This window comes from Mesorhizobium ciceri WSM4083, from assembly GCF_000519305.1.
Taxonomy (GTDB): domain Bacteria; phylum Pseudomonadota; class Alphaproteobacteria; order Rhizobiales; family Rhizobiaceae; genus Mesorhizobium; species Mesorhizobium ciceri_B.
Map to the genome: position 1 here is coordinate 1 of NZ_JAFG01000025.1, position 26598 is coordinate 26598.

The 26598-nt window shown below is 59.4% G+C and carries 20 protein-coding genes and 7 pseudogenes; 9 read left to right on the plus strand and 18 right to left on the minus strand.

The genetic code is table 11. The features are described from left to right. Window positions 1-393 (plus strand): Ulp1 family isopeptidase (locus MESCI2_RS0124740; protein WP_027038859.1); only part of this gene is annotated, 393 nt, incomplete at its 5' end. Window positions 394-493: 100 nt separating this feature from the next. Here the strand turns inward: MESCI2_RS0124740 and MESCI2_RS01000000135465 are convergent. Beyond that, window positions 494-870 (minus strand): annotated as a pseudogene (locus MESCI2_RS01000000135465) (transposase); the annotation flags it as partial. Between the two features lie 85 nt (window positions 871-955). On the opposite strand from MESCI2_RS01000000135465, the gene MESCI2_RS0124750 reads away from it, so the two are divergent. After that, window positions 956-1195: a DUF6471 domain-containing protein gene (locus MESCI2_RS0124750; RefSeq protein WP_245270460.1), complete on the plus strand. Its 240-nt coding sequence runs from the start codon at window positions 956-958 to the stop codon at window positions 1193-1195. Between the two features lie 16 nt (window positions 1196-1211). On the opposite strand, the gene MESCI2_RS1000000136285 is transcribed toward MESCI2_RS0124750, so the two are convergent. Both MESCI2_RS1000000136285 and MESCI2_RS1000000136295 read right to left on the minus strand, forming a co-directional pair. Continuing rightward, the gene (locus MESCI2_RS1000000136285; protein WP_155936665.1) at window positions 1212-1445 is read right to left on the minus strand and encodes a hypothetical protein; all 234 of its coding nucleotides are present in this window, start codon (window positions 1443-1445) and stop codon (window positions 1212-1214) included. A gap of 347 nt (window positions 1446-1792) precedes the next feature. Beyond that, window positions 1793-2593, minus strand: a complete 801-nt coding sequence (locus tag MESCI2_RS1000000136295) for an excisionase family DNA-binding protein (protein WP_197031596.1) — start codon at window positions 2591-2593, stop codon at window positions 1793-1795. A 300-nt stretch (window positions 2594-2893) separates the two neighbouring features. Here MESCI2_RS1000000136295 and MESCI2_RS0124770 point away from each other — a divergent pair, with 300 nt between their 5' ends. Further along, window positions 2894-3550: an outer membrane protein gene (locus MESCI2_RS0124770; protein WP_027038863.1), complete on the plus strand. Its 657-nt coding sequence runs from the start codon at window positions 2894-2896 to the stop codon at window positions 3548-3550. Here the strand turns inward: MESCI2_RS0124770 and MESCI2_RS1000000139220 are convergent. The 5 genes and pseudogenes from MESCI2_RS1000000139220 to MESCI2_RS1000000138575 form a co-directional block, all read right to left on the minus strand. Further along, window positions 3522-3926: a nucleotidyl transferase AbiEii/AbiGii toxin family protein gene (locus MESCI2_RS1000000139220; RefSeq protein WP_155936666.1), complete on the minus strand. Its 405-nt coding sequence runs from the start codon at window positions 3924-3926 to the stop codon at window positions 3522-3524. The genes MESCI2_RS0124770 and MESCI2_RS1000000139220 overlap by 29 nt on opposite strands. Before the next feature lie 319 nt (window positions 3927-4245). Next, window positions 4246-5652, minus strand: coding sequence for an efflux transporter outer membrane subunit (locus MESCI2_RS01000000135475; RefSeq protein ID WP_050596673.1), 1407 nt, complete (start codon window positions 5650-5652; stop codon window positions 4246-4248). 315 nt (window positions 5653-5967) lie between these two features. Next, on the minus strand, window positions 5968-7914 hold the full coding sequence (locus MESCI2_RS0124790) for a MacB family efflux pump subunit (RefSeq protein ID WP_027038865.1): 1947 nt from the start codon (window positions 7912-7914) through the stop codon (window positions 5968-5970). Window positions 7915-7918: 4 nt separating this feature from the next. Then, on the minus strand, window positions 7919-9085 hold the full coding sequence (locus MESCI2_RS0124795; RefSeq protein ID WP_245270461.1) for an efflux RND transporter periplasmic adaptor subunit: 1167 nt from the start codon (window positions 9083-9085) through the stop codon (window positions 7919-7921). Between the two features lie 210 nt (window positions 9086-9295). Beyond that, window positions 9296-9779 (minus strand): annotated as a pseudogene (locus tag MESCI2_RS1000000138575) (M16 family metallopeptidase); the annotation flags it as partial. 416 nt (window positions 9780-10195) lie between these two features. Here MESCI2_RS1000000138575 and MESCI2_RS01000000135485 point away from each other — a divergent pair. The 3 genes from MESCI2_RS01000000135485 to MESCI2_RS0124815 are packed head-to-tail and all read left to right on the plus strand — an operon-like array spanning window position 10196 to window position 11863. Further along, the gene (locus tag MESCI2_RS01000000135485; protein ID WP_245270462.1) at window positions 10196-10522 is read left to right on the plus strand and encodes a helix-turn-helix domain-containing protein; all 327 of its coding nucleotides are present in this window, start codon (window positions 10196-10198) and stop codon (window positions 10520-10522) included. 48 nt (window positions 10523-10570) lie between these two features. Then, a complete protein-coding gene (locus MESCI2_RS0124810; RefSeq protein ID WP_027038868.1) occupies window positions 10571-11257 on the plus strand; it encodes an XRE family transcriptional regulator in 687 nt (228 codons plus the stop codon). Further along, complete coding sequence (locus MESCI2_RS0124815) at window positions 11258-11863, plus strand: RES family NAD+ phosphorylase (RefSeq protein ID WP_027038869.1); 606 nt, start codon at window positions 11258-11260, stop codon at window positions 11861-11863. It begins immediately after the preceding gene. A 1329-nt stretch (window positions 11864-13192) separates the two neighbouring features. Here the strand turns inward: MESCI2_RS0124815 and MESCI2_RS01000000135490 are convergent. Next, a pseudogene (locus tag MESCI2_RS01000000135490) lies at window positions 13193-14639 on the minus strand (alpha-N-arabinofuranosidase). Between the two features lie 813 nt (window positions 14640-15452). On the opposite strand from MESCI2_RS01000000135490, the gene MESCI2_RS0124830 reads away from it, so the two are divergent. Beyond that, on the plus strand, window positions 15453-17468 hold the full coding sequence (locus MESCI2_RS0124830; RefSeq protein ID WP_032901330.1) for a hypothetical protein: 2016 nt from the start codon (window positions 15453-15455) through the stop codon (window positions 17466-17468). A gap of 279 nt (window positions 17469-17747) precedes the next feature. On the opposite strand, the gene MESCI2_RS0124835 is transcribed toward MESCI2_RS0124830, so the two are convergent. Next, window positions 17748-17969: a hypothetical protein gene (locus MESCI2_RS0124835; protein ID WP_245270463.1), complete on the minus strand. Its 222-nt coding sequence runs from the start codon at window positions 17967-17969 to the stop codon at window positions 17748-17750. 160 nt (window positions 17970-18129) lie between these two features. After that, window positions 18130-18219, minus strand: a pseudogene (locus MESCI2_RS1000000139010) (IS6 family transposase); the annotation flags it as partial. A gap of 549 nt (window positions 18220-18768) precedes the next feature. Here MESCI2_RS1000000139010 and MESCI2_RS1000000138115 point away from each other — a divergent pair. Then, window positions 18769-19464, plus strand: a complete 696-nt coding sequence (locus MESCI2_RS1000000138115; RefSeq protein ID WP_245270464.1) for a hypothetical protein — start codon at window positions 18769-18771, stop codon at window positions 19462-19464. A gap of 64 nt (window positions 19465-19528) precedes the next feature. Here the strand turns inward: MESCI2_RS1000000138115 and MESCI2_RS1000000139015 are convergent. The 5 genes and pseudogenes from MESCI2_RS1000000139015 to sctV form a co-directional block, all read right to left on the minus strand. Continuing rightward, window positions 19529-19718: pseudogene (locus MESCI2_RS1000000139015) on the minus strand (IS6 family transposase); the annotation flags it as partial. A 327-nt stretch (window positions 19719-20045) separates the two neighbouring features. After that, window positions 20046-20440 (minus strand): annotated as a pseudogene (locus MESCI2_RS01000000135495) (nucleotidyl transferase AbiEii/AbiGii toxin family protein); the annotation flags it as partial. Continuing rightward, window positions 20433-20591: pseudogene (locus MESCI2_RS1000000137415) on the minus strand (transcriptional regulator); the annotation flags it as partial. The pseudogenes MESCI2_RS1000000137415 and MESCI2_RS01000000135495, both read right to left, overlap by 8 nt. Before the next feature lie 468 nt (window positions 20592-21059). Further along, entirely contained in the window at window positions 21060-21599 is a 540-nt protein-coding gene (locus MESCI2_RS0124855; RefSeq protein ID WP_027038874.1) for a tetratricopeptide repeat protein, read from the minus strand. A gap of 16 nt (window positions 21600-21615) precedes the next feature. After that, the gene (gene sctV, locus MESCI2_RS01000000135500; protein WP_032901325.1) at window positions 21616-23733 is read right to left on the minus strand and encodes a type III secretion system export apparatus subunit SctV; all 2118 of its coding nucleotides are present in this window, start codon (window positions 23731-23733) and stop codon (window positions 21616-21618) included. Between the two features lie 116 nt (window positions 23734-23849). Here sctV and MESCI2_RS1000000138120 point away from each other — a divergent pair, with 116 nt between their 5' ends. Then, window positions 23850-24053: a hypothetical protein gene (locus tag MESCI2_RS1000000138120; RefSeq protein WP_155936667.1), complete on the plus strand. Its 204-nt coding sequence runs from the start codon at window positions 23850-23852 to the stop codon at window positions 24051-24053. A gap of 201 nt (window positions 24054-24254) precedes the next feature. On the opposite strand, the gene MESCI2_RS0124870 is transcribed toward MESCI2_RS1000000138120, so the two are convergent. Beyond that, a complete protein-coding gene (locus MESCI2_RS0124870) occupies window positions 24255-25148 on the minus strand; it encodes a SctD/MshK family protein (RefSeq protein ID WP_027038876.1) in 894 nt (297 codons plus the stop codon). A 403-nt stretch (window positions 25149-25551) separates the two neighbouring features. Continuing rightward, entirely contained in the window at window positions 25552-25881 is a 330-nt protein-coding gene (locus MESCI2_RS1000000137420) for a hypothetical protein (protein ID WP_032901332.1), read from the minus strand. Window positions 25882-26598 lie beyond the last annotated feature (717 nt).

The window sequence follows — 26598 nt, forward strand, 5'->3', positions numbered from 1 at the left end:
TCCATCTATCATCAAAGCGACGCCCCGGCCGACTTCCTGTTCCTGCCGGTGAACAACGGCACTGCCACGCGCGCCGGCACCCATTGGTCGCTGCTGTTCGTCGATGGCCGCAACCCGCAAAGCCGGGTCGCCTATCACTACGACTCGCTCCAGCAAGCAGGATACAACGACGCGCCTGCACGGCAGCTGGCAGAAGGGCTGACCGCCACCCTGGCGCCGGCCCGCATGCCGCGACAGTCGAACGATCATGATTGCGGTGTGTTTGTGGTCGACGGCACGTGGGCGCTGGTTCAACGACTGCTCGACGGGAACCGGCCAGACCACGAGCCGCTGCACCTCGACAACCTCGTCGCCGATCGGCAGGCACTGCAAAACCGGCTGACGAGGCTTTGATTGCGGCATTATGGAAGCAAACTCACCAAATATGATGTTTACATCTTCGTTTTCGAGGAGCAGGCGACGCTGTCTGACAAAGCGCCTTCATCACGGGCAAGCTTATCGCTTCGCGGACCTTGTGCAGCATCACGAACGCGGTTTTGTAATCAACGGAGAGATCGCGGGAGAGTTGAAGGGCGCTGTAGCCCTTAGCACGATTTATGAAACGGCAATGGCGGCGAGAATGTCGCGCACCGCCAGCTTGCGGCTGGCGAAGATCGTGCCGGAGGTGATTCTGAATTGCTTGTAGCAAGCGCGGCACTTGTAGACCCGGCGGGTCTTGAGATGGTAGCAATCGAGGCAACCGCAGACCGGGCAAACCGGCTCACCGTCCGTTTGCGACCGGCGTATCTTGCGGAAAGCAGCGCGGGCCCCGTGACCTTGACCGCCGAGAGGGTCTTGGCGGCGGGGGAGAGGAAGGAAGTGCTGAGACATATCAAATCCGATGATATTGTACATCGGATATTGTTTCCGCACATGCCAAGTATATCATCGTTTATGAGTTTTTTCCGGAGAAACGATGATGGCGGACAATTCACCCACGGCGCGCTATGAAGAACAGGCCAAAAACATATTGAAAGGCGAACTGAAGCGGCGCGGCATGACATACGCCACGCTCGCCGAGAAGCTCAAGGAGCATGGCGCGCACGATACAGAGCGCAATCTCGCGAACAAGATAAGCCGTGGCAGCTTCACTGCCGCCTTTTTCATGATGTGGCTGGACGTGATCGGCGTTCGGCAAGTCAGTCTTGAAGCTTAGTGGTTGCTTCTTCGCGCTAGGCTGCTTCTGCGCTTATGAGAACCCGCAATTTTTCCAATAGGTCAGCTACCTTCGGCGCGCCGGCCTTTCTGAACCCCTCGACAAAGTCGGCGAAGGATAGCTTCGGCTCGATGTAATGCTCGTAGTCTTTCTTAACAGCGTCGACAAGAAGTTCGTTTGAGATGTCAAAAAGATCGAGCAGAAACTCGTCCGGATGGCGCGCTTCAAGCCGCAATGGCTTGAGTACCACTGCGGGAAAATCGGCTAGGTTGAATGTGACAATTACATCGGCTCGCGTGAGTGTGGCGGCCGCTACTACATGTCTGTCATCGGGGTCTTTAAGTTCGATACCGGCTTCAAGTTGCTCCTACCCGGAAACTAGGGCGTCCGGAACGGCCCTGTCCATCATTTCACGGGTTCTTTGAAGTCTTTCCGGGTCAATGCCGCGCTTCACAGCAGCTGCGGCAATCCATTCCTGATGGACACTTTCACTCCAACGCGCGCGATACATCTTTGTCTGAGACAAAAAAAGGAGGAGGCTTCTCAGCCTCGCTCCAAAAAACACGTTAGCGTCAATGAACGCCGTGAACGTTGATATCATTCAAGACCAAGCTCTTTTGCTTCCTTCGCCATTTCAGTCAATGCATCATAACGATCTTCCTGTGAAGACTTCTCGTATGCTAGAACGTCGGAAAATTTCACTCTCCGGTGCCGATTTACCAGGCGAGCTTTTAATTTCCCATCGTCAATGATTTTGCAGACGTATGGCCGAGAGACGTTTAGAAAATCGGCTACCTGTTTGGTAGTCAATTCGGCTTCGTGCGGGATCATTGACACCGGCTTGCGCTCGGCCATTGCGAGCAGGACAGCCAGCATCATTTTAACTGCTTTGGCCGGCAGAGGGACAGCGATCTTCGCAGCCCCTTCCACATGGACTGTGATATCTTGATCGGATTCTGCAACAGCCGCGAGCCTTTCAGCCGCCTTTTTTGCAATGACAGCTTCAGTCTCGTCAGCGGTTATCGGCGCATATGTTTGATCGAGAAGAGCTAACATTTTTCCATCCTCTTTTTTAGGGTCCCTCGCATATGTACGCTTTTGGCGTTTAAACGCAACCATCGCAACGAACGAAACGGACGCAACGATTGAATTAGCAACGAAATGCATTAACACCATGTTCCGTACGCACGAAAATTTCATAGCGAATTGCCGCGCTAATTCACGGAATAGCCGCGCAAATTGCAGGTCAAACGCAATAATCCAGCTTGCCAACGTATCGTAGTCACCGGCGTTTTGCTCGCTCTCTCCGTCTCGCCTCCCGTGTCCCTCCGACGCATCTGGTGGCCAAGGGGCCGGCGCTGAAAAAGTGCGCTGTTTCTGCGTCTGATGCTTGCCCATAAATGCCATCGCAGCGCATGCCGGGTGGTAGCTTCACCCTAATGGCGTATGCCAGGCCTGCGTCGAAGATGGCTCACCGCGGAAAGGTCCATATGGCAGCGCTGCCGGCCCTGACCAGCGGCTTCGCGCCGGTGTAGACGCAGCCTCACGTGCCCGGATTGCCGGATTTTGGGCTCCGGGAGAACTTCTTCGTCAGCTCGTTGTCAGCCAAGCGGTCTATCGAGACCGCCGCACCCCGGGCGGGTCGATGGCGATCGTGAGAACCAAGCCTGTGTCCTGTGGCTTAAGGAGTAAAGAACAATGCAAGCCAATTCTAAATTCGCACGGCCGCTAGCCGTTGCGCTCGGGCTCTTCGCCCTCAGCGGAACCGCCTATGCCGCGGACGTTGTCCAGGAAGAGCCGCCGGAACCCGCGCCGATTGCTGAACTTCCGGTCGCTTCGTGGGCCGGCCCTTATGCCGGTCTGAACGTCGGCTATGGTTTCAGCGGCCGGACCAAGGAGAAGGACTTCGACTTTGAGACCAATACCAAGGGTTTCGTCGGCAGTGTCTTCGGCGGCTATCAGTGGCAGCAGGAGAACTTCGTCTACGGCGCTGAAGCCGAACTCGGCTACAACGGCGTCAAGGGCGACGACAACGGCATCAATTCCAAGGGCGGCTTCGAAGGCTCGCTGCGTGCCCGCCTCGGCTACGCTGTGACCCCGGAAATCCTGCTCTACGGCACTGGCGGTCTCGCCGGCAGGAGCCTGAAGGTAGAAGACTCCGTCATTCCCGCCAGCGACACGGCTACGATGATTGGCTGGACGGCCGGTCTCGGGACCGACATCAAGCTCGCCGACAATGTCTTCGGCCGCGTCGAGTATCGCTACACCGACTTCGGCAGCAAGAGCTTCGACGGTATCGGCAAGGTCAAGGCCACCGACAACCGCGTCACCTTCGGGGTCGGCATGAAGTTCTAAGTCGTTCAAAGCCACGACACGAAAAAGCCGGGCCACGCGCCCGGCTTTTTTTGTGTCTGGGTGATCGCGCGTAATCGAAGCGATCCACCCCGTGTTGCTCAACACGATCACCCGGATTGAGGTCCGGGAAGCGATAAAGCTTGCCCCTGATGAAGGCGGACCATCGCAGCGCATGGCCGAGCGCGACGATCGCCTGGAGCTTCTCGGCAACCACGGTCTCTCTGGGATAGGCTCTCAGTCGAGGTCCCTCTGCCGACAGAAGTGATGGAAACTCCTGTTCCTGCGCCGCCGGCGTAACGGCATCGCCAAAGCCGATGTGGACCTGCACGGGAATTACGGCAGGCCGCACAACCATCCAGCGCTCAACCGATTCCATCGGCAAATGCGCCGGATATGGCTACGCTGTCTGAGACGGCGCAGCCAGAAAAGCCGGCGCATGGGCTGGTCGGAGTTAGAGACCCTGACGGCGCCCGCTCCCCCTGCCAACTCCGCGCATCCGAACTTGGGCGCAAGCACGAATATGACGCGGGTCACCCTCGGGAAGAGCCGGGTGCGGGAAATCCGCCCGCCCGGATCTGTGAGGGCGAAAGCCGAATGGCTGAGCTACTCGACCGCGACCCTGCGGTTCATCTTTGGATAGTTCCTTTAAAACGCGCAAGGCATCTCGGGAGGGATCTGCGATGCTACGCCGTTCGCTAGCCCGCCTTTGACCCGGGCTTCTTCTTGGTGCTCCGGCCATCCGGTCCGGATTTGGCAGCGCTGCCGCCCAGAATGCGGTACAGCTTCGATTCGTTGAGCAGCTGGGCGAGACGGATATCGGCAAGCGCTGTTTCGGCTGTGCGGCGGCTCTCCTGCGCATGGAGCCATTCAGCGAGGCGGATATCACCCGACCGGTAACGGGTCTCTTGCAGCTGCTCAATTTCTTGCGCGGCGGCTAGGACATTGTGAAGGCGTTGGACCCGTTCGGCATAGTCGGCCCGTGCACCGAGTGCATCGGCAACTTCGGAGAAGGCCTTGAGCAAAGTAGTGCGAAATCCGAGGACCTCTTTTTCATACTGTGCCCTCGAAACCGCAACCTCCAGCTTCATGTCCTTGAGATGGAGGAAGGACAAGGCAGCGTTTGCCCCTAACGTAGCAACGGGATTGGAGATGAACGCGAGCAATTGCCCGCTTGTGCCGAGGCTACTTGTGAGTGAAATCGGCGGATAGAAACCGGCCCGAGTTGCGTCAACGTTCTTCAGCGTGGCACGGAGCCTTGCCTCTGCGGCACGCAAGTCTGGGCGACGGGCGAGCAGGTCGGCCGGCAGCCCAGCCTGGATCGGGGGCAGCTTCTTGCTCGGCAGGCGCTGCGGCTCTGGAATAGGGTTAGGTGCGCCATTCAAGAGCACAACGAGGGCGTTCCGCCATTCAAGGCGAACCTGCTTGAGCGTCGAAACCGCCGCCGCCCGCTCCTCGACCCTTTGCTCGGCCTGCTTGAGGTCTAGTTCGGAAACGGCACCGGCCGCAACCTGGGCGCGAACAAGCGCCCGATCCTGCTTGGCATGGGCAAGGCTGGTTTCCGCCGACGCCAGCGACTGATTGGCGTGCCCGATCTGCAAATACGCGTCGACGGTTTCGGCGATAGCTAGCAGGCGCGCGTCTTCGTAGTCTTCCGCTGTCGCGGAAGCCTCAAAATCCGCCTTGTCCCTCTTTGCCGCAAGCTTGCCCCACAGATCAATCTCATAAGATACACTGATGGAAACCGACGACGACAACGGGGGGCCCTTGGCGTCTAGAGGTTGGCTCTTGCTCCCGGCTAGACCGTCCAGCTTGGGGAGTAAGGCGTGCGCAGCGATATCTGCCTGAATTCGAGCAGGATAAGCGTTAGCAGCCGCGATGAGGACACCATTATTTCGGCCGATGACGTCGCTGACAAGCTTGTCGAGATTGGCGTCCCCGAACGCCAGCCACCAGCGGTCGGTGCTGGCCTGCGCAGCGCCTCCAACCGCAGCGGTCGACCAGTGGGGCCCGGCTGGAAGTTCGGGCCGAAGATATGTGCTCGATAGGCTGCAACCGGCGAGCAAGACAAGGCAACCGGGTACGATCAGTCTGATGGGCTTCATTTTCAAACTCTTGGTGGCGCGTCTACGAGGAGGCGCAAGGCGTTACGGCGGCGAAGCCGAAAGATCAGGCGGATGCAGACCGCTAGAGGCTTGTTAGTGCCAGCAGCCATGACGAGGACCTGGTCGTCTTCGTTGATAAAAAGCTTGAACGTCAGCCAGCAGTGGTCTGCCGTGGCGTAGATAGCACTTGCTGCCGCAGCGGTTGGCCAGCAGGCCGCCGCGGGGGAGTTCGGGGCCAGGATATGCTCGACAGGCTGGTGCAACCCCGAGCAAGACAACGGAACAAGGTAAGATCCATTTGACCAGCGTCATTCTTCAGTCTCTTGACAGCGCATCTACGGGAGTCAGGCGAGACGCGTTACGGGCGGGAAGGAAGCCAAAGGTCAGGCCGATCCAGAGCGCTACTGCGCAGGCAGCGACAATAGCCTTGACCGAGATAATCATTGCAAACTCGCTGCCCAGTCCGCCCAATACAGTTGCGATGCCGAGCGCGAGTGCCACGCCGAGAACTGAACCGGCGATGCACATTGTGACGGCCTCAATCAGGAACTGAAGCATGATGTCGATCCGGCGCGCTCCAACGGCCATGCGCAAGCCGATCTCGCGGGTCCGTTCCGTGACGGAGATCAGCATCATGTTCATGACACCAATGCCTCCGACAAGCAGCGAGATCGCAGCCATGGAGGAGGTCAGTCGCCACATAGCCTGAGATGAGCGCTCAACCGACTTAAGCCGCTGATCTTGGTTCTCAACAATGAAGTCCTTCGTGCCGTGCCGACGAGTTATCAGGTCGACGACGGCGCGCTCGGCGACTATCGTGTCAACAGAACCGGCGACCCGTACCGTCAGGCCGTCAAGACTTGAATCGGCACCCTCAAGTCTGCCTTTCACGGCCGTATAAGGAAGTAGGACCTCCAGCTCCCTGTAAAACCGAAACGCCGGTGGGGTCGCAAAGACGCCAATAATGAGGACGGGAACACGCCCGATCAGAAGGGTGTTTCCGAGCGGCGATTCGTCGTTAGGGAAGAGAGTTGCGGCCATCGTGTCATTGATCACCGCTTCCTGGCTGCGCTCAGAGATGGCCCCGGCTGAAAAGAATGAGCCTTTCAGCAACTCGAGAGCGTTGACCCTAAGATAATCCTGGCCGACGCCGGTGACTGTCGCCGCGACGGAGGTGTGCCCAAAACCAATCTGTGCGGATGTCCGGACTTTCGGGGTCACGCTATCGACGTAGGACTGGTGGGCGAGCGCATCGGCATCCGAGACGACCAGGGTCTTGATGCTCGAAGCACCATCGTCACCAAAATGGCGCCCGGGAGAGATCTGCAGGGTGCTGGCTCCAAGTCCTCCCAACTGACGCAGAACGTTTTGACGGGCGCCCTCGCCGAAACCGACGGCCGCCACAACTGCCGCAATGCCGATAATGATGCTGAGCATTGTGAGGAAAGTACGCACGCGATCTGTGGTCATCGATCGTATCGCCATCGGAAAGGCTTGCACCAGGCGGCGCCTGAACGCCGAGAGCGAACCGACGGGTCTGCTGTCGTGGAGCGCCAGCGGCGCATTAGCGTTGTGGTCCCGCGTCCGGCGGTCGCAAAGGATCACCCCATCTCGCATTTCGATGATGCGGTCAGCGTGACTTGCGATCTCCATGTCGTGAGTCACGATGATGATGGTATGACCGTCGGTATGAAGTTCCTTCAAGGTATCGAGGACGGTTTCGCCGCTCTTCCTGTCCAGCGCCCCCGTCGGCTCATCGGCGAGGATGATGCGGCCGCCATTCATCAATGCGCGGGCAATCGAAACCCTCTGTTGCTGGCCGCCGGACAGCTGGTTCGGACGGTGGTCGAGACGATCACCGAGGCCCAGCCTGCGCAGAAGAGATGTCGACCTTTCCCGCCGTGAGCCGGCATCGAGGCCGGCATAGACGGCGGGCATAGCCACGTTCTCCGCCGCGTTCAGCGTTCCGAGAAGCTGATAGTGTTGGAAGATGAAGCCGAAATGTTTCCGTCTCAACCCCGCAAGGTTGTCCGCGGTCAGGCCAGCAACGCTGCGGCCGCCGATACGATAGTCACCAGAACTCGGCTGGTCCAAGCAGCCCAGGATATTCATCAGCGTAGTTTTGCCCGAACCGCTTGCGCCAACGATCGCCACCAGTTCACCACCAGCGATGGAAAGGCTGACGCCGGCCAGCGCCGTAATCGTATCGTCTCCGGCGTGGAAAACCCGCGAGACGTTCTCGATTTCAAGGAGAGCAGTCATGTCATCAAGGCGCCTCAACATTGGTTCCCCTTCCGACGGCAGGGATGACAACTTCATCACCGACAGAGAGGCCATCAAGTACCTGTGCCTTGATCTTGTCGGTCAAACCTATTGTCACCAGTCGCTCGGTGAGTTCGCCGGTTGGCGTGCGAACCTGGACGCGGTAGCGACCATTGGCGTCAGGCTCCGTCAGAGCCGACCATACTACGAGTGGTACGTTCTCGGCCTGGCCGGAAATAATCCAAACCAAGGCGTTCATTTTTGGCCGAAGCCGCCCTTCCGGGTTCGGTGTGGAAAAGAGGCCGTTGTAGTAGACTGCCGCCGCCCCGATTTTTTCGGAGCTCGGCGTGCGCTCATCGGCGATCGTTGGAGGCGCTGGCTCTATCTCTTCCAGTACGCCAGAAATAGGGACTGGAGTACCCCCCAGCATTCTGAAGCGGAGGTTCTGGCCTGGCTTTACACGCGCTATGTCGATCTCCGATATCTGCACGCTCACCCGCATGACGTCGAGCTGTGCGAGAATCACAATGGACGGCACGTCCTGGCTTGAGTTCAACGTTTGACCCTCTTGAGCCAGCACAGCAACAACGACGCCGTCCATGGGCGCGCTGAGCTTCGTGTGGTCGAGGGTTGCGCGAGCCTCCTCAACCGCGAGCGTCTTCTCATCGATCTGCGCATCCACTTGCTCGACTGTCGCCTCTTGCGCAAAAAACGCCGCTTGCGCTTTCTCCAGGTCGGCCACCGATCCTGCCTTGTTCCGGCTGAGAGTCTTCTGTCTCAGGAACTCCAATTCGGCCCCTTTCAGCCGTATTCCGGCTGCCTTGCGCTCCGCGTTGGCACCAGCGAGGTTGGCTTGGGCGGTGAGTAGTTTGTGCTGCTCTTTGGTAGGGTCAATTTCGGCGATTAGGTCGCCAGACTTGACCGCTTGACCGAGCTTTACATGCAGTGTCTTCAATTGGCCCGACGTTTGGGCGCCAACACTAACCTGGCGGAGAGGTTCCAGAACACCGTTCGCAAGGACACTCTCCTCGACCGAACCGAGTATCACGCGCTGCGTGAGGACAGGATCGCGCGTTTTGTGTTCGAAAGCTCCGGTCGCGGAAGCGATGGCAAATGCCGCCGGGACGATCCCCAGGGCCCAGACAAGCACCCTTGTTTTACGCTTCAGCAACGCTCAACTCCTCTCAGAAGACATTGTTTTGCCATGCGTGCCGCGGAAGCGGCATTGTCTCTCATCGACCCACCCGAACCGAAATTGGCTCCGGCAAGAGCTTTTTCTGCCGAGAAGTGGCGACCGACGCGGAAGCATGATTGCGAACGCGGGCACATGGCCACATAAAGATGACAGTGAAGCATGGGCGAGCATTCATTGTCTTTCGAGGTCGTTGTCGATCCTCAAGCGGCGCTCCTCCAGGACCACGTCCCGCTCGGTGTTCATGACATCATCGTGAGGGTGAGATTGCGCATGCGGTCAGCCTCGAAGCTCATCATCTGCTCCAGGGCCGAGGCCGCTACTCTTTCGTAGAAGGCGCTATAGTCGTAAGACGTGAAGGCGTTGTGCGAGCCGCCGGTCTCGGCCACCGCGCGGTCCAACTCGCCGGCGGCGTGATTGGCCGTTGCTTTGAACATCAGATGCTCGAAAAAATGCGCGATGCCGAATTTTCCCGGCGGCTTGTCGGCGCTGCCGATCTTGTACCACACCACATGGGTGACGATGGGCGCGCGGTGACGACCACCTCCATGCCGTTGTCGAGCAGGAAATTCGTTGCCACGATGTCATCGGTGGCCGCCAGAACCGGAGCGGTCACAAACGTCAAAGCGGTCGCAAAAAGTGTCCCTCGCAGCCAGCCAGACCGAAGGTTCATCGATGGCCTCGATTGTGGTGACCGGGTGACAGGCAAGGTTCGAGGCGAAGTGAGTTGTCCCTCGTTCTGAAGGCGCTGCGTCCTCGTCGTCCTTAATGGGAAAAAGCGGATCGGGGGGCAGCGCCGGGCCGGCTGAGCCCTCAGCATGCTGCCAGGCCTGGCTCGAGCGTTATCTCTGAGTGCGTCGGGGTAAAGTGGGGCGGGATTTTTTTGTGCGGGATCATGGGACAACTCTCCTGGGTCCGTGACGTATCGCGACCTCGCACGAACCGTGCCAAATGAGAAAACCGTTTCGGCAATGTGATTAATCGGACTCTGCCATGTTGCGTGTCCGACATTGTCGGACATCGGACACGCCGAATGGGAAGCGCTGTCGGCTTTAAAACGTAATCTTCCCCGTCATGGCGGGAGGGGCGATGACCGCCGGCAGCATGAGCAAAACGCTCGCTGGGTTGAAAGAGCATGACCGGCTGGTGATGGCGGAAAGCCAGATGGAAGGGCGGCTGCAGGAGCGGCGCGTCAGTTCAAAACTTTCCGACCTGATCGAGCTGGAGCTGTCGCGGCCACTTGTCTCGACTGGCATGGTTCAGAAGGGGCTAAAAGTGACAAAACAGGGGGCGCTTAATCTGGTCGGTGAGCTTGGGCTGCGCGAGATGCCGGGCAGGGGAAGGTTTGGGGCGTGGGGATTGTGTGAGCCCCAGTCGATCACGATAACATCATCTTTACGAAATTATCGAACTTGACGAACTTACGATCTGTTACCATATTGGTGACAGCAGGAGCTTGTCATCATGGCCGGTCCAAAACGCAGCAATCATAGCGGCACCGCATCGCATGCGGGAGTCGCCGCCCTGAGTTTTACCACGAAGTTGCCGGCGCAGGCTGATTTCAAAAAGGTGTTGCTCGAACGCTATCAGGAGGCGATCGCACGTAGCCGCAAGATCGGTCATCCCGTATCGTTCCGGGTGGAAGTCGACCCGGCCGCGGGTGCGCAAACAATCACGCCGGTCGAGGAACAGCCGCTCGCTTCGGATGACGTGTTTCCCGTTGAGGACACGGGCAAGCCCGATGCTGAACTTGAAGCGGCTCTCGCCCAAGCGCGTGAGCGCGGCCGCAAGCGTGTCGCCGAAATTGTCGCCGGCGACGAGATGCTGAGTGCGGAAGCCTTAGCCAAGCTGCTCGGCACATCGCGCGTGACGGTCAACGCCAAGCGGCAGAGCGGGCAGGTGCTCGGGATCGATGGTGCCAAGCGCGGCTTCCGCTTTCCCGTATGGCAGCTCGACAAGCATGGCCGGCCATTTGGTGCATTGCCGGAGCTCCACGCGACGTTGGGCAACAATGCCTGGGCTGTCTACCGGTTTTTGGTATCACCTCATGGCGCGCTCGATGGGCGGACCGGCCTCCGAGCCCTTCAGCAAGGCGATGATGCCTCGGTGTTGGCCGTTGCGGAAGGTATGGCCAGGGGCGATTTCGACTGAATGCCCGGCGTGCTACCTCCATCCGATTTCGGGCGCGCAAAGCTCGAAATCGAGACCATACCGTCGGGTCAGACATTCGGGCGGACCTACTGGGGCAGCTATCCCGATCCGCTAGGCTACGGGAAGTCGCTGAGCCGCTTTAGCGATCCTCGACGTCGTGCTGCTACCAATCGTTTTGGCGTTCTTTACCTCGGGGATTCCCTCAGGGTGTGTTTCCTCGAAGCTGTGCTTCGTGACCGGCGCGAAGGAGTTGTCGACGATCTTCCGATGGAGGAGGTGGAGCTGACCCAACGGCGCTACGCGGAGATCGCGACCACGGCGGGCCTTCGCCTCGACCTCAGAGGCGACAACGCCGTCAGAATGGGTGTCCCGACAGATGTCGCTCGGGCGCAGCGCCAGAACCTGGCTCGCCGATGGTCGGTGGCGTTTCACGAACCACCCGTCTCAGCCGGATGGGATCATTACCCTTCGCGCCTCAACGGGGCGACCAATCTCGCTATCTACAATCGCTCGATTGCAAAGCTTCAGCCGAAACGCGTTGTGACGCTTCTCGGCGCGCCAGGGTTGGCCCAGGTTCTGGAGGATTTCAGGTTGGGCTTAGCGTAAGGAAGCAGCTCATACGCGCCTCGTTGGTGAAGGTCGCTGAGCGCCAGGAGCGGGCCAGTCCGACATGTGCTCTGGAACGACCGCAACGGGCCGCAACAGGACCGGCGCTTTCGGAAGCCAAGATGGGAACGTGGACATTCGCCTTGGGAATTGGCGTGTGCGTCTCGCTCCAAACAGCGGAAGAAGTTGTGGATCGTCCTCCTTTGGCTGACGCCCTGGAGCAGTGCGTAGACTTGCTGTCTCTCTTACTTGCGGCGCGTGGGTATTGGTGGGGGATGCTGCCGTTGGCCCGTGGCCACAGCATGCCAGTGCATCGCGAGGGCAATAATGCCTGCGAGGGTTAGCGCGCCAAAGATTGTTGGCTCAAGGACCGGCAGCACCGTCGCATTGCCGATACACGGATCGGCGAGCTCCTTGTGAAAATCTTGCATATGCGAGCGGGATCGTTCAGCGTCCAGAGTTGCGACAAATCCCACACGCTGCCGTTAGGGTCGTTTTTGCCGTCGTTGAGCATCACAGGCGCGGTGAGAAACCAATGCCAGAAATAGACCATCGGCGATCGCGGGCATCAGGAAGAAAATTTATAAACATCGTACCTTGATAGGCGCGGCCCTCTCGCACCCCTCGGAGGATCTCGATTTCGCGATCGTCGCAGTGAAGCCGAAGGCGGTCACCCGCGAGCTACTCTCCTCCGTCAACTTTCTGGCGATCAATGGATCCCAGTCACAAATCCTTCCGGGAATGCCGAATATCCTGATGGCGGACCAAAACGCTGTGCAATGCGAATTGGCGGCTCCTCGCATTCCGCGACGACGGTTTCCTCCGGCATGAAACCGATACCGACGGTGAACCGTTGTCCGCCGAGCTCGAGGACGAGAACAACCTAAGCCTAGTCTCGATTATTGAAGGCCACGGCATCAGGATCTGCTTTCCCAGTGACAAGGAAAGTTGCCGGGTGGGAGCGACTGCTGGACCGCGAGAGTCTCCGGGCTGCCATGGGGGCGGTCGACATCCTAGTCGCTTCTCATGGCAGGCGAAACGGGTGCAGCGAGCGTCTTTTCGATGAGACACGCCTCTCCCCCGTACTTTGTCGTCATCTCCGACTCCGGCAAGGAATACGCCTCCCAGGAAACAGTGAGCTGGTACAGGCATCGATGCCGAGGGTTCGAGCTGAACGGGGAGCGCCGGCGTGTCCTCAGCACGCGGAACGATGGCCGGGTCCGGACAACGAGTCCGCAAGGTGCGGTGACCACCAGCCGGAACGGACAACCAAACCGACAGCCGGATGAGATTGTAGGAGCGCGGCTTGAGGCGGCACAGAAGGCGGCCCTACTCGACCACCGAGCCGTTCTGCAGTTGCGGCTTCACCCGATCCGGCGCGTCGGCGGAGTTCACCGCCTTCAGGTCCGGATGGTGGATGAGGACATGCTCGATCAGCCGTGCGGAGAGAAAACCGGCAAGATCGACCGTGAGTTCGGCTTCCTCGTCCGGATGCTTGTTAATGACGAACAGCGAGATCGTGCTACCCGCGTGGCCAAGCACCCGGCGACGTCGATATAGGGCACGTCGGCGGCGGCCGTGGCATCGTAACGCGGCGCGTCGACCGCGACGACCAGGCTTTCGCCGCGCCCGTGACGCGAGGCGAGCAGATAGGGATAGTAGATCGTCTGCCGGAAAGCGCGCCCGCCACGTTCGGTGGTGATCGGGCGATGGCATTGACGAGCTGCGCGATGCAGGCGATCCGCACACGGTCGGCGCGGCGGATGAAGGTGTTGAGGATGCAGCCGACGACGAGCACGTCCTCGAAATTATAGACCTCCTCGAGCAGCGCCGGCGCTTCCGGCCAATCACAGTTCCTGAAATTGTCGTGGTCCTGGCGGTGCGAGTGGTACCAGACGTTCCATTCATCGAAGGAGATGAAGATGTCCTTCGTCGACCGCTTCTTGGCCTTAACATAGTCGATCACGCCGCTAACGGTTTGGATATAACGGTCGAGGATCACCGGCTTGGCGAGGAAATTGAGGTAATCGTCCTCGTAATTCTCGAAATACATGTGCAGCGACAGGTAATCGACATTGTCGTAGCACTCGTCGAGCACGTCGGCTTCCCATTGCGGATAGGTCGGCATGAACGAGTGAGAGCTGCCACAAGCGACGAGTTGCAGCGTGGGATCGAATGCCTTCATCGCCTTCGCCGTCTCGTTGGCGATGCGGCCGTATTCATAGGCTGTCTTGTGCCCGATCTGCCAGGACCCGTCCATCTCGTTTCCAAGGCACCATAGGCGCACCTCATACGGCGCGCGCCGGCCGTTCTTGATGCGAAGGTCCCTCCAGCGGCTGCCGCCGGGATGGTTGCAGTATTCAAGCAGCCCGCGCGCCTCATCGAGACCGCGTGAGCCGAGATTGACAGCTAACATCGGCTCCGTGCCGACCGCCTCGCACCAGGCCGCGAACTCGTCGGTTCCGACCTCGTTGGTTTCCTTCGTTCGCCAGGCATAGTCGAGCGTAACGGGGCGGCTCTCCTTGGGGCCAATCCCGTCCTCCCAATTATAGGCGGAGACGAAGTTGCCGCCGGAGTAGCGCGTGACGGGAACGTTCAGCTCGCGCACCATCTCGATCACGTCGCGCCGGAACCCGTGCTCGTCGGCAGCCGGATGGCCAGGCTCGTAGATACCAGTGTAGATCGCCCGCCCGAGGTGCTCTAGAAACGCACCATAGACGCGGTCGTCGATCCGGCCGATGCGAAAATCCTTATGGATGACAGCCTTCGCCTTCATGCTCGAACAGCAGAATCTCGGATCATGGCCACCTCCAATTTTGTCGTATTTCACAATTACGCCCGCTCCCGGTACCTTACAGGCGATAGCAGCAAATCTCGTGCCACCCGACAAAGAGTATTCGAAGAGGTTGGAACTTACCCAGCATCTGACTCGGCGGTCGCGGGCCGGTGTAGGCCTAGGTTCTTTTCATCAATGGTTAGACGCTTGAGTCAGGTCGGATTTCGCGCATCCAGCAGAAACCCTCCGTCAGCTAATCGTCAGAAAAGCGATCTATCTAGAACTGCCGTGCCTAAACGGACTGGCGACGGAAGGATGGCAGTGCAAATCCTTTGGTGGCCCGCCCGATGCGCACTACGCGCACTGGCGAAGCTGACGAGGGGCGATTGCACTCATGAAAGCCTTGATGCATGAGGGCTGAGCGACATCAGTCCAAAAGCATAGACAACACATCCTCGCCTGCAACGGAGACGGAATATGACGGGCATTGACCGGTCTGGGAGATCGTGGGCTGAAAATAGAGACGCCAGGGCGGGGGAGGCGAGCAGTTCGCGCTCGCAATCAAGTCTTGCGCCTGGGGAAGGCGGCCAGTCGTTCGATGCCGTCGTGGAGCAGATGGGCTCTGTGGGGATTGATAGAAGGACGCCCACCGTTCCAATGCAGCCTGGTGACGTTGATGCCCAACGCCACGGGCTGTCCGACCTTTCCGTTGGCATGCACCGAACCCTGAACACTCCACGGCATGCCGCCGCCGCGCCACGTGCAGCTGGTCCGCGGCGGCGCAGTGTTCCGTCAACGTTGGAGGGTGAAGCCTTGGCGCCGGTCGCCAGCCAGCCGCCAACTTCGGGTGTGACAGTCCCTATTTCCTTCTCAGGCGAAGAAATCAACGCAACAAAGCAACAAATGGACGGTCTGCTTACGGAACTGGCCATTTGCTATAATGCGGCCAGGCAAGAGCCGGGCGCGCAACGGCTGCTCGATCAGGTCATCGATGCAGGCTCAGCAGTTCTGGACTACTATGCGAGCCTGTCCCCGGCTTTGGCGTGGACCATTTTGGACGACGAGCAGGTGCGTAACTGCCGTGACCTTGTGTGTGATGCGGCGCACGAATATAGTCGTCTTGCCGGACCGACTATCCACAAATTGCAACGAATACTAACAGCTTCGGAAGAAGTGTTCGGGCAGATTCAATCCACGGCTACCCCGGACCAGCTGAGCCGAGCGAATCTCAGTGTGGTGAAGGCGCACGCGGCTTGCGTGGACTGGTGGGAAAAGAAGGTAGGGCACTGCGAACGAGAGCGAGTCGCCTGGGCCGCCACTGCCGGCTTACCAAGTGCAACGGCCTTGATGCGCCAGAACGAACAGGCCGCACTGCGGCTGTCCACCGGCTGGATGCTGAATACCAAGCTCGTGCATCTGCAAGCTCGGATCGCTCTCGCACGCGTTAAGGTTGAGCCGCAGGCGAGCAAGTTCGAAGCACCCGTCAGGGAAATCCTCATGGGTGAGAATGGGCGAGTGCGTCTGCTGAGCGCCTTCATTGGAGACGTTTTTCCAGCCTTCCTTTCGACAGGCGACGCTGTTCTGCGCAGCGGCGGGCGCCCGCTCGACGCAGATCACTGCGCCGTTTTGGAAGGAGTCATGGAGAGGCTTTCGGAATTTGCGTCGGCGTTGCAAGTCATCCGGACTAAACTAAACGATCACCAAACAGGTGCCGACCTCCCATTGGAACTGTTGAGCCAGATCGTGGATGGCGCGTGGATCATTGCGCACGAGGTCATGCATTTCCTGGAACTGCAGCCGAAGCCGCCAGCCGTTGCACCGCCGGCCAACGCTGGCGCTGTGATACCGGCCGACACTGCCAAGGCGGCAACGACCGAGGGCACCGCGGCGCGCAAAAAAGGGAAAGGCAAGCACAAGCCGGCCCCTGGCGTGGGGAGTTCGGCGGCCGGGCGGCCGGAGCCGCAAGTCGCTCCCGCCGTCAGCGCCCCGGCGGCAGCAGCCAAGGTTCTCGTGCGCTCGGATCTGGGTACGAAGAGGTTCGTGAGCGCGGAGGAGGCGCGTGCGAGTGCGTCGGCGGCGGGCGCGCACTTGGCAATTTGGCAAGCTCCGCCGTCCATGGAGGCCCTGTCGCCACGACTCGGGCGGTTGCACGAACTTTTGCAGTTCGATCTGGCCGGTCAGCAAAGAATCATCTCGCAAGCGCGCCACATGAAACCCGAGGACGCCGAACACGCCGTCGACACCGTGGTCGAGCGCTTGCGGACGCAGACCACCGAGATGCAGGCCTGTCTTGCCGCGTTGGAGGAGCCTCGTCAGCGCGTACTACTCACGCCTGCGCGAATGCGCGAGACACACGACCAAACAGCCCGGCTCAAGTTGATGTTGTCCGAGGCGCAGGGACTGGCCAAAGCTTTGGCCAGCGGAAAGGACGCCATATCCATCGATTGCATGAAGACCTACTCCTTTCCCTCTCAGAAGTACCTTGAACACTTGCGGGCAGCCGAGGAGTTGACGCCTGCGAATCGACCGCGCGCGTTGAAGGGGGAGCCCGGGTCGCTGTTCGAGGTCAGGCTGCAGCCCAAGGCGCTGCGCAACGGTGCAATGCCGAGTTCGATGTGGGTGCACATCCATACGAACCGACCGGTACATGCCCGGCAGTTGGCAACGCTGGATGACGCAGCCTTCGCCGCTTGCCACGTCAAGTCCAATGAACAGCGCGGCTACAATCGGCAGTGGCAAGATGCCCGGGCTGCGATCGGTCACGACAACGTCGTGATTCACCGCGGCAAGCTTACCCCCGCGTTCTGCAAATCCTTGTTGGCCACTTAAGAGCGCTGCGCAAATGGTAGGGTGGAGCCTCGGATAACCGCAATGACGATAAGGAGCAGTCGCCATGCCAGAAAAGCCGCCGCTTGATCTCGATCTCGCCGACGAGACACCCTAGTCCGTGACGGCTAGACGAAGAACGCTTTGTGACCTATCTGCGTTTGCTCGACGCTGCCGATTGGGCCTCGTAAAAAGCGGCATGCCGGCCGATTCAGGAGGACAGGAGCTCATCAGAATGGGGCGGCAACCGCAGCGGCAATTGCCGTGGCGGCGTGCTCTCCATCATGCCAATGCCGCCTCCGCATCGAACTTCGGCTCCCAGTTCTCGACCGCTTCGTGGGTGATGTGCTCGCGACCGCTTTCGACGGCGTCGATCGCGAGGTTGTTGATCATGTGGAAGATGCTGGCCGTGATGCCCCCGGCAATCTGCAGGATCCGCCGCAGCGATTTCGGCGTGAGCACCGAAGGTCGACGCAGCGGCGTATTGCACAGGATAGACGCCAACAGAGTCTCGAACTGCTCGTTAGCGGCCCACCTGTTCAGGGTGAACTGCGAACCGACGGGCCAGTTGCACATTGCCGCAGATGGCCTCGCGCCGCCTCGTTGACGCGCCGCAACGGCCTCGCGCAAACATCGCCGAGATGGAACAGGCCTGCGGATCATGGAGGCCAAACCGGAAATAGCGCCAAACGGCATGGGCAATCACCTGCGCCGGAAATCGGTGGCGACCATAATCACGGGAAAATCTGTTCATGCCGCCAGATCGCTACGGTGCCCTCCCGATCTCGTTTCACAGCTTTAAGTTTACGGTGCTCGTCAGCTTGTCGAAAGCCAACCCGCCTAGCATGAGTCATCCAGATGACACTGACGGTTAAGCGCGGTCTCGCGTATCCCGTCCCTCGGCGATCAGAAACTCCACTACAGGTGAACGGCTATGGGAATTTGCTTCTCCAAATCCTCCGGATCGACTCGACATGCCACGTATGACACGGAAGAGTCGCCGCGAGAATCCACGGCGTCGGGCTTTGAGAGCAGCATATCAGCGCTGAGGGTCTCCCTGGGCACGCCTGCCGACAGGTTGCGACGGGGCGGAGATGCGCCTCTGGAGCCACATCAGATCCAGCAGGCCGCCTACCATATGGGAGCGTGTGTCGTCGGTGACGACGTCACGAGCCCGATAAGACTCGCGACAGCGGGGCAAACAGTTCACGACGTCCGCCTGCTGCTCAAGCATGGCCGGGGAAACGTTAAGGCGGACGACATTCCCTCGCACGGCCATAACGGCATCGGATCGTCGGTTGCAATGATGGCACCAGACGGCGACAACAAGGTTGCAGTGGCCGTAGTCATGGGAGCGGCGTGCTGCAATCAGACCGCTCCCCTTTCCGCTATCGTCCACGCCCCACACATGGCGGCCGACGAGCGGAGTATGACCTCTGTTGCTTCCGTGTCATTGAAAGAGATAACCGAGGAAGGTGATGAGATCCCAGTCAAGACGGGTCACACCTGGAACGAACTGCGGCGTGGAAGCCGCGACCCGAGGTCGACCGTGGTCATGGATGCCTGGGCCAACGGGCCCGCTGTTCGGTTGAAAGACAGCGCATGGAGCGGAGAGCCGGCCGAGGAAGGTCCTTGGTCGATGGACAAAAGCACCGCCGAATTCCTGAAAAACCGTCTTGAGGGGTTGATTCCGTTCGTGCATCCGGACACAAATGAATACACTGCCAACAATTTGCGCCGGAGGCAAAACGCACCCGTATCGTGGGAAAAATATGCAGAAGTACAAGTGATCTCACCCGAGTTCGCCGATAGTGTACGCAACGCATTGTCCCGTGTTCCTGAAGACCAACAAAGGGCAATCGCATCACTGATGATTCAGGAAGCCTACGGAATGGATCCTTCCTCGTGGACGCACCAAGACGCTGTGGAATCAGTTCTAGAGGCCGCCAACCAACTGGACTCGCTGCCCCGGCCTCCTGTCGAGCCGCCGGAATACTGAGCGGCATGAGGATCGAATCGGGCACCGTAAACTTAACTGTGAAAACATGGGAGTGAGCTTTGGTTCATCGGGCGTGAGGGCGCGCGATTTGGCGCCATCCTTGCATGGCAGTTGCTCGCAGTTCTCGATGGTGGGTGGGTCGAATACCGTGGCGGGGAACGTAAAAGAGGTCGGGCGATCGGGTCGTGTACGGAAACGAAACGCTGAAGATGTCGCGCTGACTTGAAGCGCTTCATGATCCTCTGCCGCCGTCGCGCTATTCAGCCCGGGGGGCATCATCGGCACAGGCGCTGCTCGCCGTGCCTGTGCTGGCAGGATCGGCAGCCTAGGTGCGACGCCGACCATTGTTACGAACATTGATGACCTTATCGCCCCAAAGCAGCCCCTGCGGTCCAGCGGGTTTGGGAATCTTCGCAAATCGCGTGGCCTCGGCTCGCCCCTTGGTCCTGGTCCGGAAACGTCGCCGCACGGCGAGGTACAGAGCATCGATCCCCGCGAGCCCCGCCGGGATGGGAGACGGCACCTGCCCGTCATGCGACCAATGCTTATGACGCTCCTGGCCCATTGCGTATTGTGGGAACGATCGAGGCCGTCGTCCGCAGCCTGAGCCCGCCATACTCCAGCTCCTCACGGATACGATCCACTCGGAGTGCGTCGACGTCGAACTCGATGCCATCGCCGGTGTCCTGCGACAGGATCTCCCGAAACGTCGCCAGCATCGGCTCCGCGCTCGGATCACCAAAACCCAACAGGTCAAGGTCGCGCGTACCTCGGTGAGGATCATCGAACCAACTCATCATCAGCAATGCGCCCTTCAGCACGAAGCGGTCAGCGTGGGGTGACTGGCTGAGCCTGAAGAGCAGCCGCTCCAGGGCGAAACGGGTCAGAACAGGTCGAAGCTCTGGCTGCTTGCCTTAGCGAGTTGCAGCAGGCGGGCGCGCACCGAGGCGCCGATATTCTTGATTTCCTTAGCCATTGGCGGTCAGTGCCTCAAGATAAGGTCGGATGACCGTGGCCACGGTTCCTCGCTCCGCTTGCCTGGCAATCTCACCCGGCGTCGTCTTGCGCTGGCGCAGCGCCTCCTGAAGGCCTTCGATCGCCACGGACAGGCCGATCTTGTTCCGATAGACCTGCGTGCCCAGACGTTGCCGGAGGCGCGGATCCGACTCGACAAGGATGACGGCCTAGCGTCGTCGCACGCGCTGTGAGGAACAGCCATGCAGCGCTGTATTGGAAGCGATGTCTCTCGTAAGAGCAGCGTGCAATCTGGATGGAACGATCGTGCGTGAACCCGAGGGCGCGAGTGCAGGTCGGCCGGTCTCGACCTCGCCATGGCATAGCCGGAGCCAGTGTTCGGGATCCGAAGACGGTACCGACGTCCCTGTCGACGTTCTGCTTTTCGCAAAAATGATGCCTGGGCGAGGGGCGGCATGACCGGCCTTGACCTCGGCGCGTTTCATTGCACCGATGCGGATGTTGCGATCGGTGACCTTGGCGAATCGAGGAGAAGGAGACGTGCACCCTTCAACGCATGGCCTAAGAACCCGATTTCGCGACCGCTCTGACATGCCACTCGAATATCGTGCATGTGGCCGCTATTGCGACGATGCCAACGCACTTGGTTCGGACTTCTTGTCAGCCGCCAGGGACAGGTCGAGATTGTGTTGCAACATCTGATTCCCTGGCTGTGTTTTGAGAGCTTGCCGATAGAGAGCTTGTGCCGCGGCATGCCGCCCCTGAATGTCCAAGACAGCCGCTTTCGCGTTCAATGCACGCACATTGCCTGGGTCCGCAACTAAGACTCTATCGAGTACCTGAAGCGCCTCTTGCTCGCGTTTCTGCGCCAGCAAGAGTTTCGTTGCATTTATTGCCGCGTCGACATTATCCGGATGCTGCCTCAGATCGCGCAGAGCCAACTCTTGAGAATCCTGACCGACCTCGCGCAGAATTCGTTTGCGCATAGCCGAATCGATGTGATCGGCGGCGAGCAATGCTGGCGGCGAGGTCTCCTTCACTGAAAGAGCCGGCTTGTCCCAGCTGGCGCAACCGCCGAGTGGGAGAATCGCGAGTAGGGCGAACAGAACTGGGCTCAAACGAAATGAGGCTGATGGCGCAGCGACTGTATTCTTATTCATGTTCGGTTCTCAGCTTTCATCGAGTGCTTTGGCTATCGGTTGACGGCAACGCGGATACGGCGAGCTTTTTCCCCTGACGGTCCCCAATTGACTCTGGGCGGAGCTTGATGGATCCGGCCGGTTGAATCGTGAAGTCGGACGAGAGGTCCTGATAAGACAGCACGGCAAGATCAATCCCGTTTCGCGTGAGAAAACCGCGAACGAAGCGGCGGACATCCATTGAAGTCAACACGACAGGGCGAGTCTGGTCGGGCGCCGTGCTGGAAACGATCTGACGCATCTGTGACAGCAACGCTTCGCTTTGCCTGTCCTCCAGTACGAGGTGTGGGCCTGCTGTCGAATCCCGAACCGCATTGCGCACCACATCCTCTGTCTCACGTTCGATGATGTAGGCGGGCACGATTCCGTGTCCGTTCGCATAGCGGTGACAGATCTGCCGCTTCATACCAGAACGAACGTATTCCGTGAGAAGAGCGACATTTTGCTCACGTTCGCTCCATTCGGCCAATGCCTCCAAGACAACGCGGGTGTTACGGACCGGGATCCCTTCATCCAGCAGGCGGCGCAGCACATCGGCAATCCTGGGGATCGGCGTCGTGCGCAGGACCTCCTTCACGAGATCACCATATTCCTGCTCCATCCGGCTCAACAATTGGCTGGTCTCCTGGATTCCGACCAAGCGCGGTGCATAGCGGGTCAACGTCGCTTGGATACGTAACGCGAGGCGTTCGCTGGGACGGTGGTGCCCGATGCCGGCGGCCTCGAGAGCCGGTGCATGGCTTTGTTCGACCAAGATTGTGTTCGTCTCTGAATCCTGCCGGAAAGGGATGCCGCTCGGTTCAATGCTTGCCACACCGTCTTTGAGCGTCAGCTGTGTCGGATCAATAGAATCCTGTGCGACCGGCACGCCCTCGATGTCTATCCTGAAGTGCGAGTCGGGCAGCTGCTGATCGACGGCGACAGGGATGCGCGGAACGACAATGCCGAGATCGGCTGAGACCAGTTGCGAAACGCGAGCAATGTGCTGTTGCAATTCGGTTTGATCGATCGCCTGCATCAGGTTCGGCGCATGGAAGAACACGATCGGACATGCCTCTGCAGGCATTTTTTTGTTTGGAGCGTCCACTGGAGCTGCAGTTGTAGAGTCGACGTTGCTGGCGGCCAGCGCATTGCCCTTGACAGTGCTTGCTGCTGCGAAGATCGCGGCCAATATTAGAAAGACCGGCAAAGGGAAACCAGGAACAAACCCCATCGCAACCAGGACCGAGGCCGCCAGCCGCAATGCTCGCTTGCTGGCCGTGAGTTGATTGACTATGTCGGTCCCAAGGTTGAGGCTCCCAGCTCCAGTCACACGAGTGACGATAGTGGCCGCGGTAATGGAGAGCAGCAGGGCGGGAATTTGCGCGATGAGCGCGTCACCTATAGTCAGCAGCGTGTAATGATGCAGCACCTCGCCGAAGGGCATACCCTTCGAAAGCAGGCCGATCGAAATCCCCCCAAGCATGTTGATGAAAATAACCAACAGCCCGGCGATGGCGTCACCTTTCACAAATTTCATCGCGCCATCCATGGCGCCGTAAAGTTGGCTTTCCTTTTCCAATGCCCCGCGTCGCCTGCGAGATTCCTCGGCATCGATGTGCCCGTTCCTCAACTCTGCATCGACCGCCATTTGCTTGCCCGGCAGAGCGTCGAGCGTGAAGCGCGCCGCCACTTCTGCTACGCGTTCGGCGCCCTTGGCGAGGACCATGAACTGCACCATGGTCACGACCAAAAATATGACGATACCCACGACGATGTTGCCCGAGATCACGAAATCCCCGAACGTGTGGATGATGCTGCCTGCCTCCCCTTCAGCAAGGATCAATCGCGTCGTTGCGATAGTGAGCGCCAGGCGGAATACCGTGGAAATCAAGATGACGCCGGGCAAAGAGGAAAATTCAAGTGGCGTGCTGATGTACAAAGCAACCATCAGCAGCAGTATGGCCAATCCCATGTTGAATCCGATCAGGCCGTCGATCACCGCGATCGGTACTGGCATGACCATCATGGCTATGGCCAGAAGCAGCATCAGCGCGACCATTAAGTCCGGGTTGGCGGGCGCGCGCTCGATGAGGTTACGCATGGTGATGGCCATGGAGGCACCTTTGTGATCGTTTGAGAGTGGCTCCGCTGCTACGCGGCTTCGAAGACTCACCAGCGCACGACTGGGCTTGAGACTGAAAAGCCGCGACAACGGCTGGCACCGAGTCTATGCAGTCTGTCGTGGACCATCACAGCCGCACCGCAGAAACGGTCCGGCTTGAGCGCTTAGGCGAGAAGCCGCAGCACTTGAATATGCCGAACATGGACGGGGGCAGCGTGCCGGAAGTAGAAAAGCGCGCCAAGGAAGTCGCGCTCCTGCTTTGGGATAAGCACGAAGTCACCGGTTTGCGAAATATTCGTCGGGCACACTGAATTCTTGCCCTGAGTCCCAGCCCCCTCGACTTGGCTTTGCTCGAGCTGTTTCCGATTTTGCCGGAGCAGGACCACCTGCCGTGTTCGTTCCGCAGGACGACAATGCCTTCACCCAGCACCCAATGATACCGAGTCGGACAGGGTAAGTGAGGCGGCCTGACCATTGGATCTGTCCCTAATATGACCTGCGAACCCGGAGCTTTAATAACGGAGAGAAGCAAGGCGGCCATTCCGTCTCAGCAGCACGTGGCCGTCCTCGATCCGGTCGACGGTCCATCCATCTTTCAAAAGGGCCCCGACGAAATACTTCTCGCCATCGATGACAACATAGGCCGACGGCCCACGCCAAACCGCTTCAAGCGCGATTGCGGACGGCGCCTTCTCTTCTTTGGTGACCACTCCATTGACCAGTGTCAGAGCGCCCTTCGTGCGATGATCGAACAACTGCTGAATCCCCTGCCAACTGCTGGCCGATGCAGACGTGACGGTGCCTTCAGCGGTAACAACACCCTTTGCGGAGCCGATTTTAACGTTGAGCAGGCCTGCTCTATCGACTTCCTTTTGCAGGTCCCTGGCCGCTGCCTGGGCGGTCTGATTGTCAGTGGGGTCGTGGGGTCCCTTGGCTTCAACTGTGGCATCAGGCCAAGAATTGGCGCTCGATGCACCGGCGCTGCCGTAGTAGGACAAAACGGTTGAGAGCGCGCCGATCCCGACCGAGCCAACTAGCACGAAGGCTAGTACAGGGATCGAAAGGCGTGGTGTGCCGCTTGAACCAACCGGCGCTGCACCCTGTCCCGACCAGAGTATCGACATCTCGCCTACGTGAATAACGACCGGAAGAGGAACAACAGCGCACTCGCCTGCGGCAATATCCCCGTTGCCCTCAACGCTCAGTCCGGCGGCAAGGGCCTTGATCTCGATCGAATCGGCAAGAAGAGTGACACGAAGATGATGCGGCGCGAGCCCCTGCTCGACGAAGATCGTATCGGCATCGAGGCCACTGCCGATTACGTTCGGTTCTGGGGCCAGCTCGCCGGTCAGTCCGCAATAGAGGCCCGATAAAACTTCAAAATGAAGGCAAACCGCGTCATTCAAGGATGATCTTCCCCACAAGGCGAGAAACCGCGCGGCAATTGCCGCGCGGCTCATCTCAGTTCCACATCGCGCCGCGGCGCGATCGAGGCTAGCTGAGCCCCGATTCAGACACTACTGAACGCGTTCGTCGGCCGCCTTCTTGATGCTCGTGAGCTCCGTCGTAAGCACGCGCAACTGCATGCTCCTAGCCGTAGCCTCAGCGCTAACTGCCGTTAGCTCCGCGATTTGATCATGAAACGCTGCAGCCGCAGCGGCTTTGGCCGCGGCGGATTCAGCATTCGTGGCGACAGCGCTACCAGCGCTAACAGCGGTACTGGCCTTACTAGAACCAGGCATATTGTTTTCCTTTCTTCGAATTGTGCCGTCATCAATGGCACGGTACCCTGACAAGGACCATCCAGCGTCAGGTATCCTCTTCAGTGTCTGCCATGGACTCGTCCGCATCAGACATGACATCGTTCATCACAGTCCACGCAACGGCGCTGAGAGCCAGTTGGAAGGCTTCTTCCACCGCTTGCGGGCCGTCGCCAGAATCGGGTGGAATGTCGGTCCGATCGCGCCCCTTGACCGGCTTGTTAGGATCGGCCGGCTTGTCAGGATCAGCCGGCTTGTTATGGTCGACCGGCTTTTTAGGATCAGAAGATCCGCCATGTGCGTGCGGCGTTTTTCCGCTTGAACGCCCATGAGCCAGGGAAGCACCGAAGCTGCCAAAACTTCCAATTCCTGCGACCATCAAATACTCCGGCGTCATCTTTATGCGTGTATGGCGGCTATGCCGGTAGGCATCCACCTCCTGAAGCTAGTGCCGCCACCTTTCGACAAGCTGACGAGCGTCAGAAAAAGCGGGCGCTGTCGCAATTCAAAGCTTCGGGCGATATCAGCCTCGTTGTCGGCAGATTTCTACCCAGCGCCGTTGAGTGGGCCTGCGCTGCAAATGGCGCGATGGCCAAGACCGCAGCTAGAGACAGCGCACTGTTTCAGCGCCGGCCAGGAGATGCCATTCGCCAGCAGACGAGTCGGGAGACAGGGACACGTAAGGCGAGACGGAGAGCGAGCGAAACACCGGTCCCACCTCGATTTGCTGGCAAGCTGCATCGTTGCGTCGCCGCGATTGTTTGCAGAGCGTCATGATCTCGATCAGATGGCGAGAAGAGGCCTGGTCTTTCGGAAAAGCTGCTGGCCGAAATCTTGGGGTCTGACCCTCGATCCTTCAGCCATCAGGCCCCCGTTGCCACATCTCCTCAAATGCGGCGCCAGCGGCTGCTCGTTCGATCCTCTGGCAAGACCCCGGTTTCGGCAAACTCGCTTGCCTCGGCGGGCCGTTTGCCCCAATCCAATCAAAGTCTCGTCAGCCGGTTTTGCAGCGCCTGCCGATCGGCCACGAGGTTGTCGAGGTGCAGCGGCTCGTGGTCTGGCCGCTCCCCGTTGAGCAGTCGTTGAACCAGCGCCC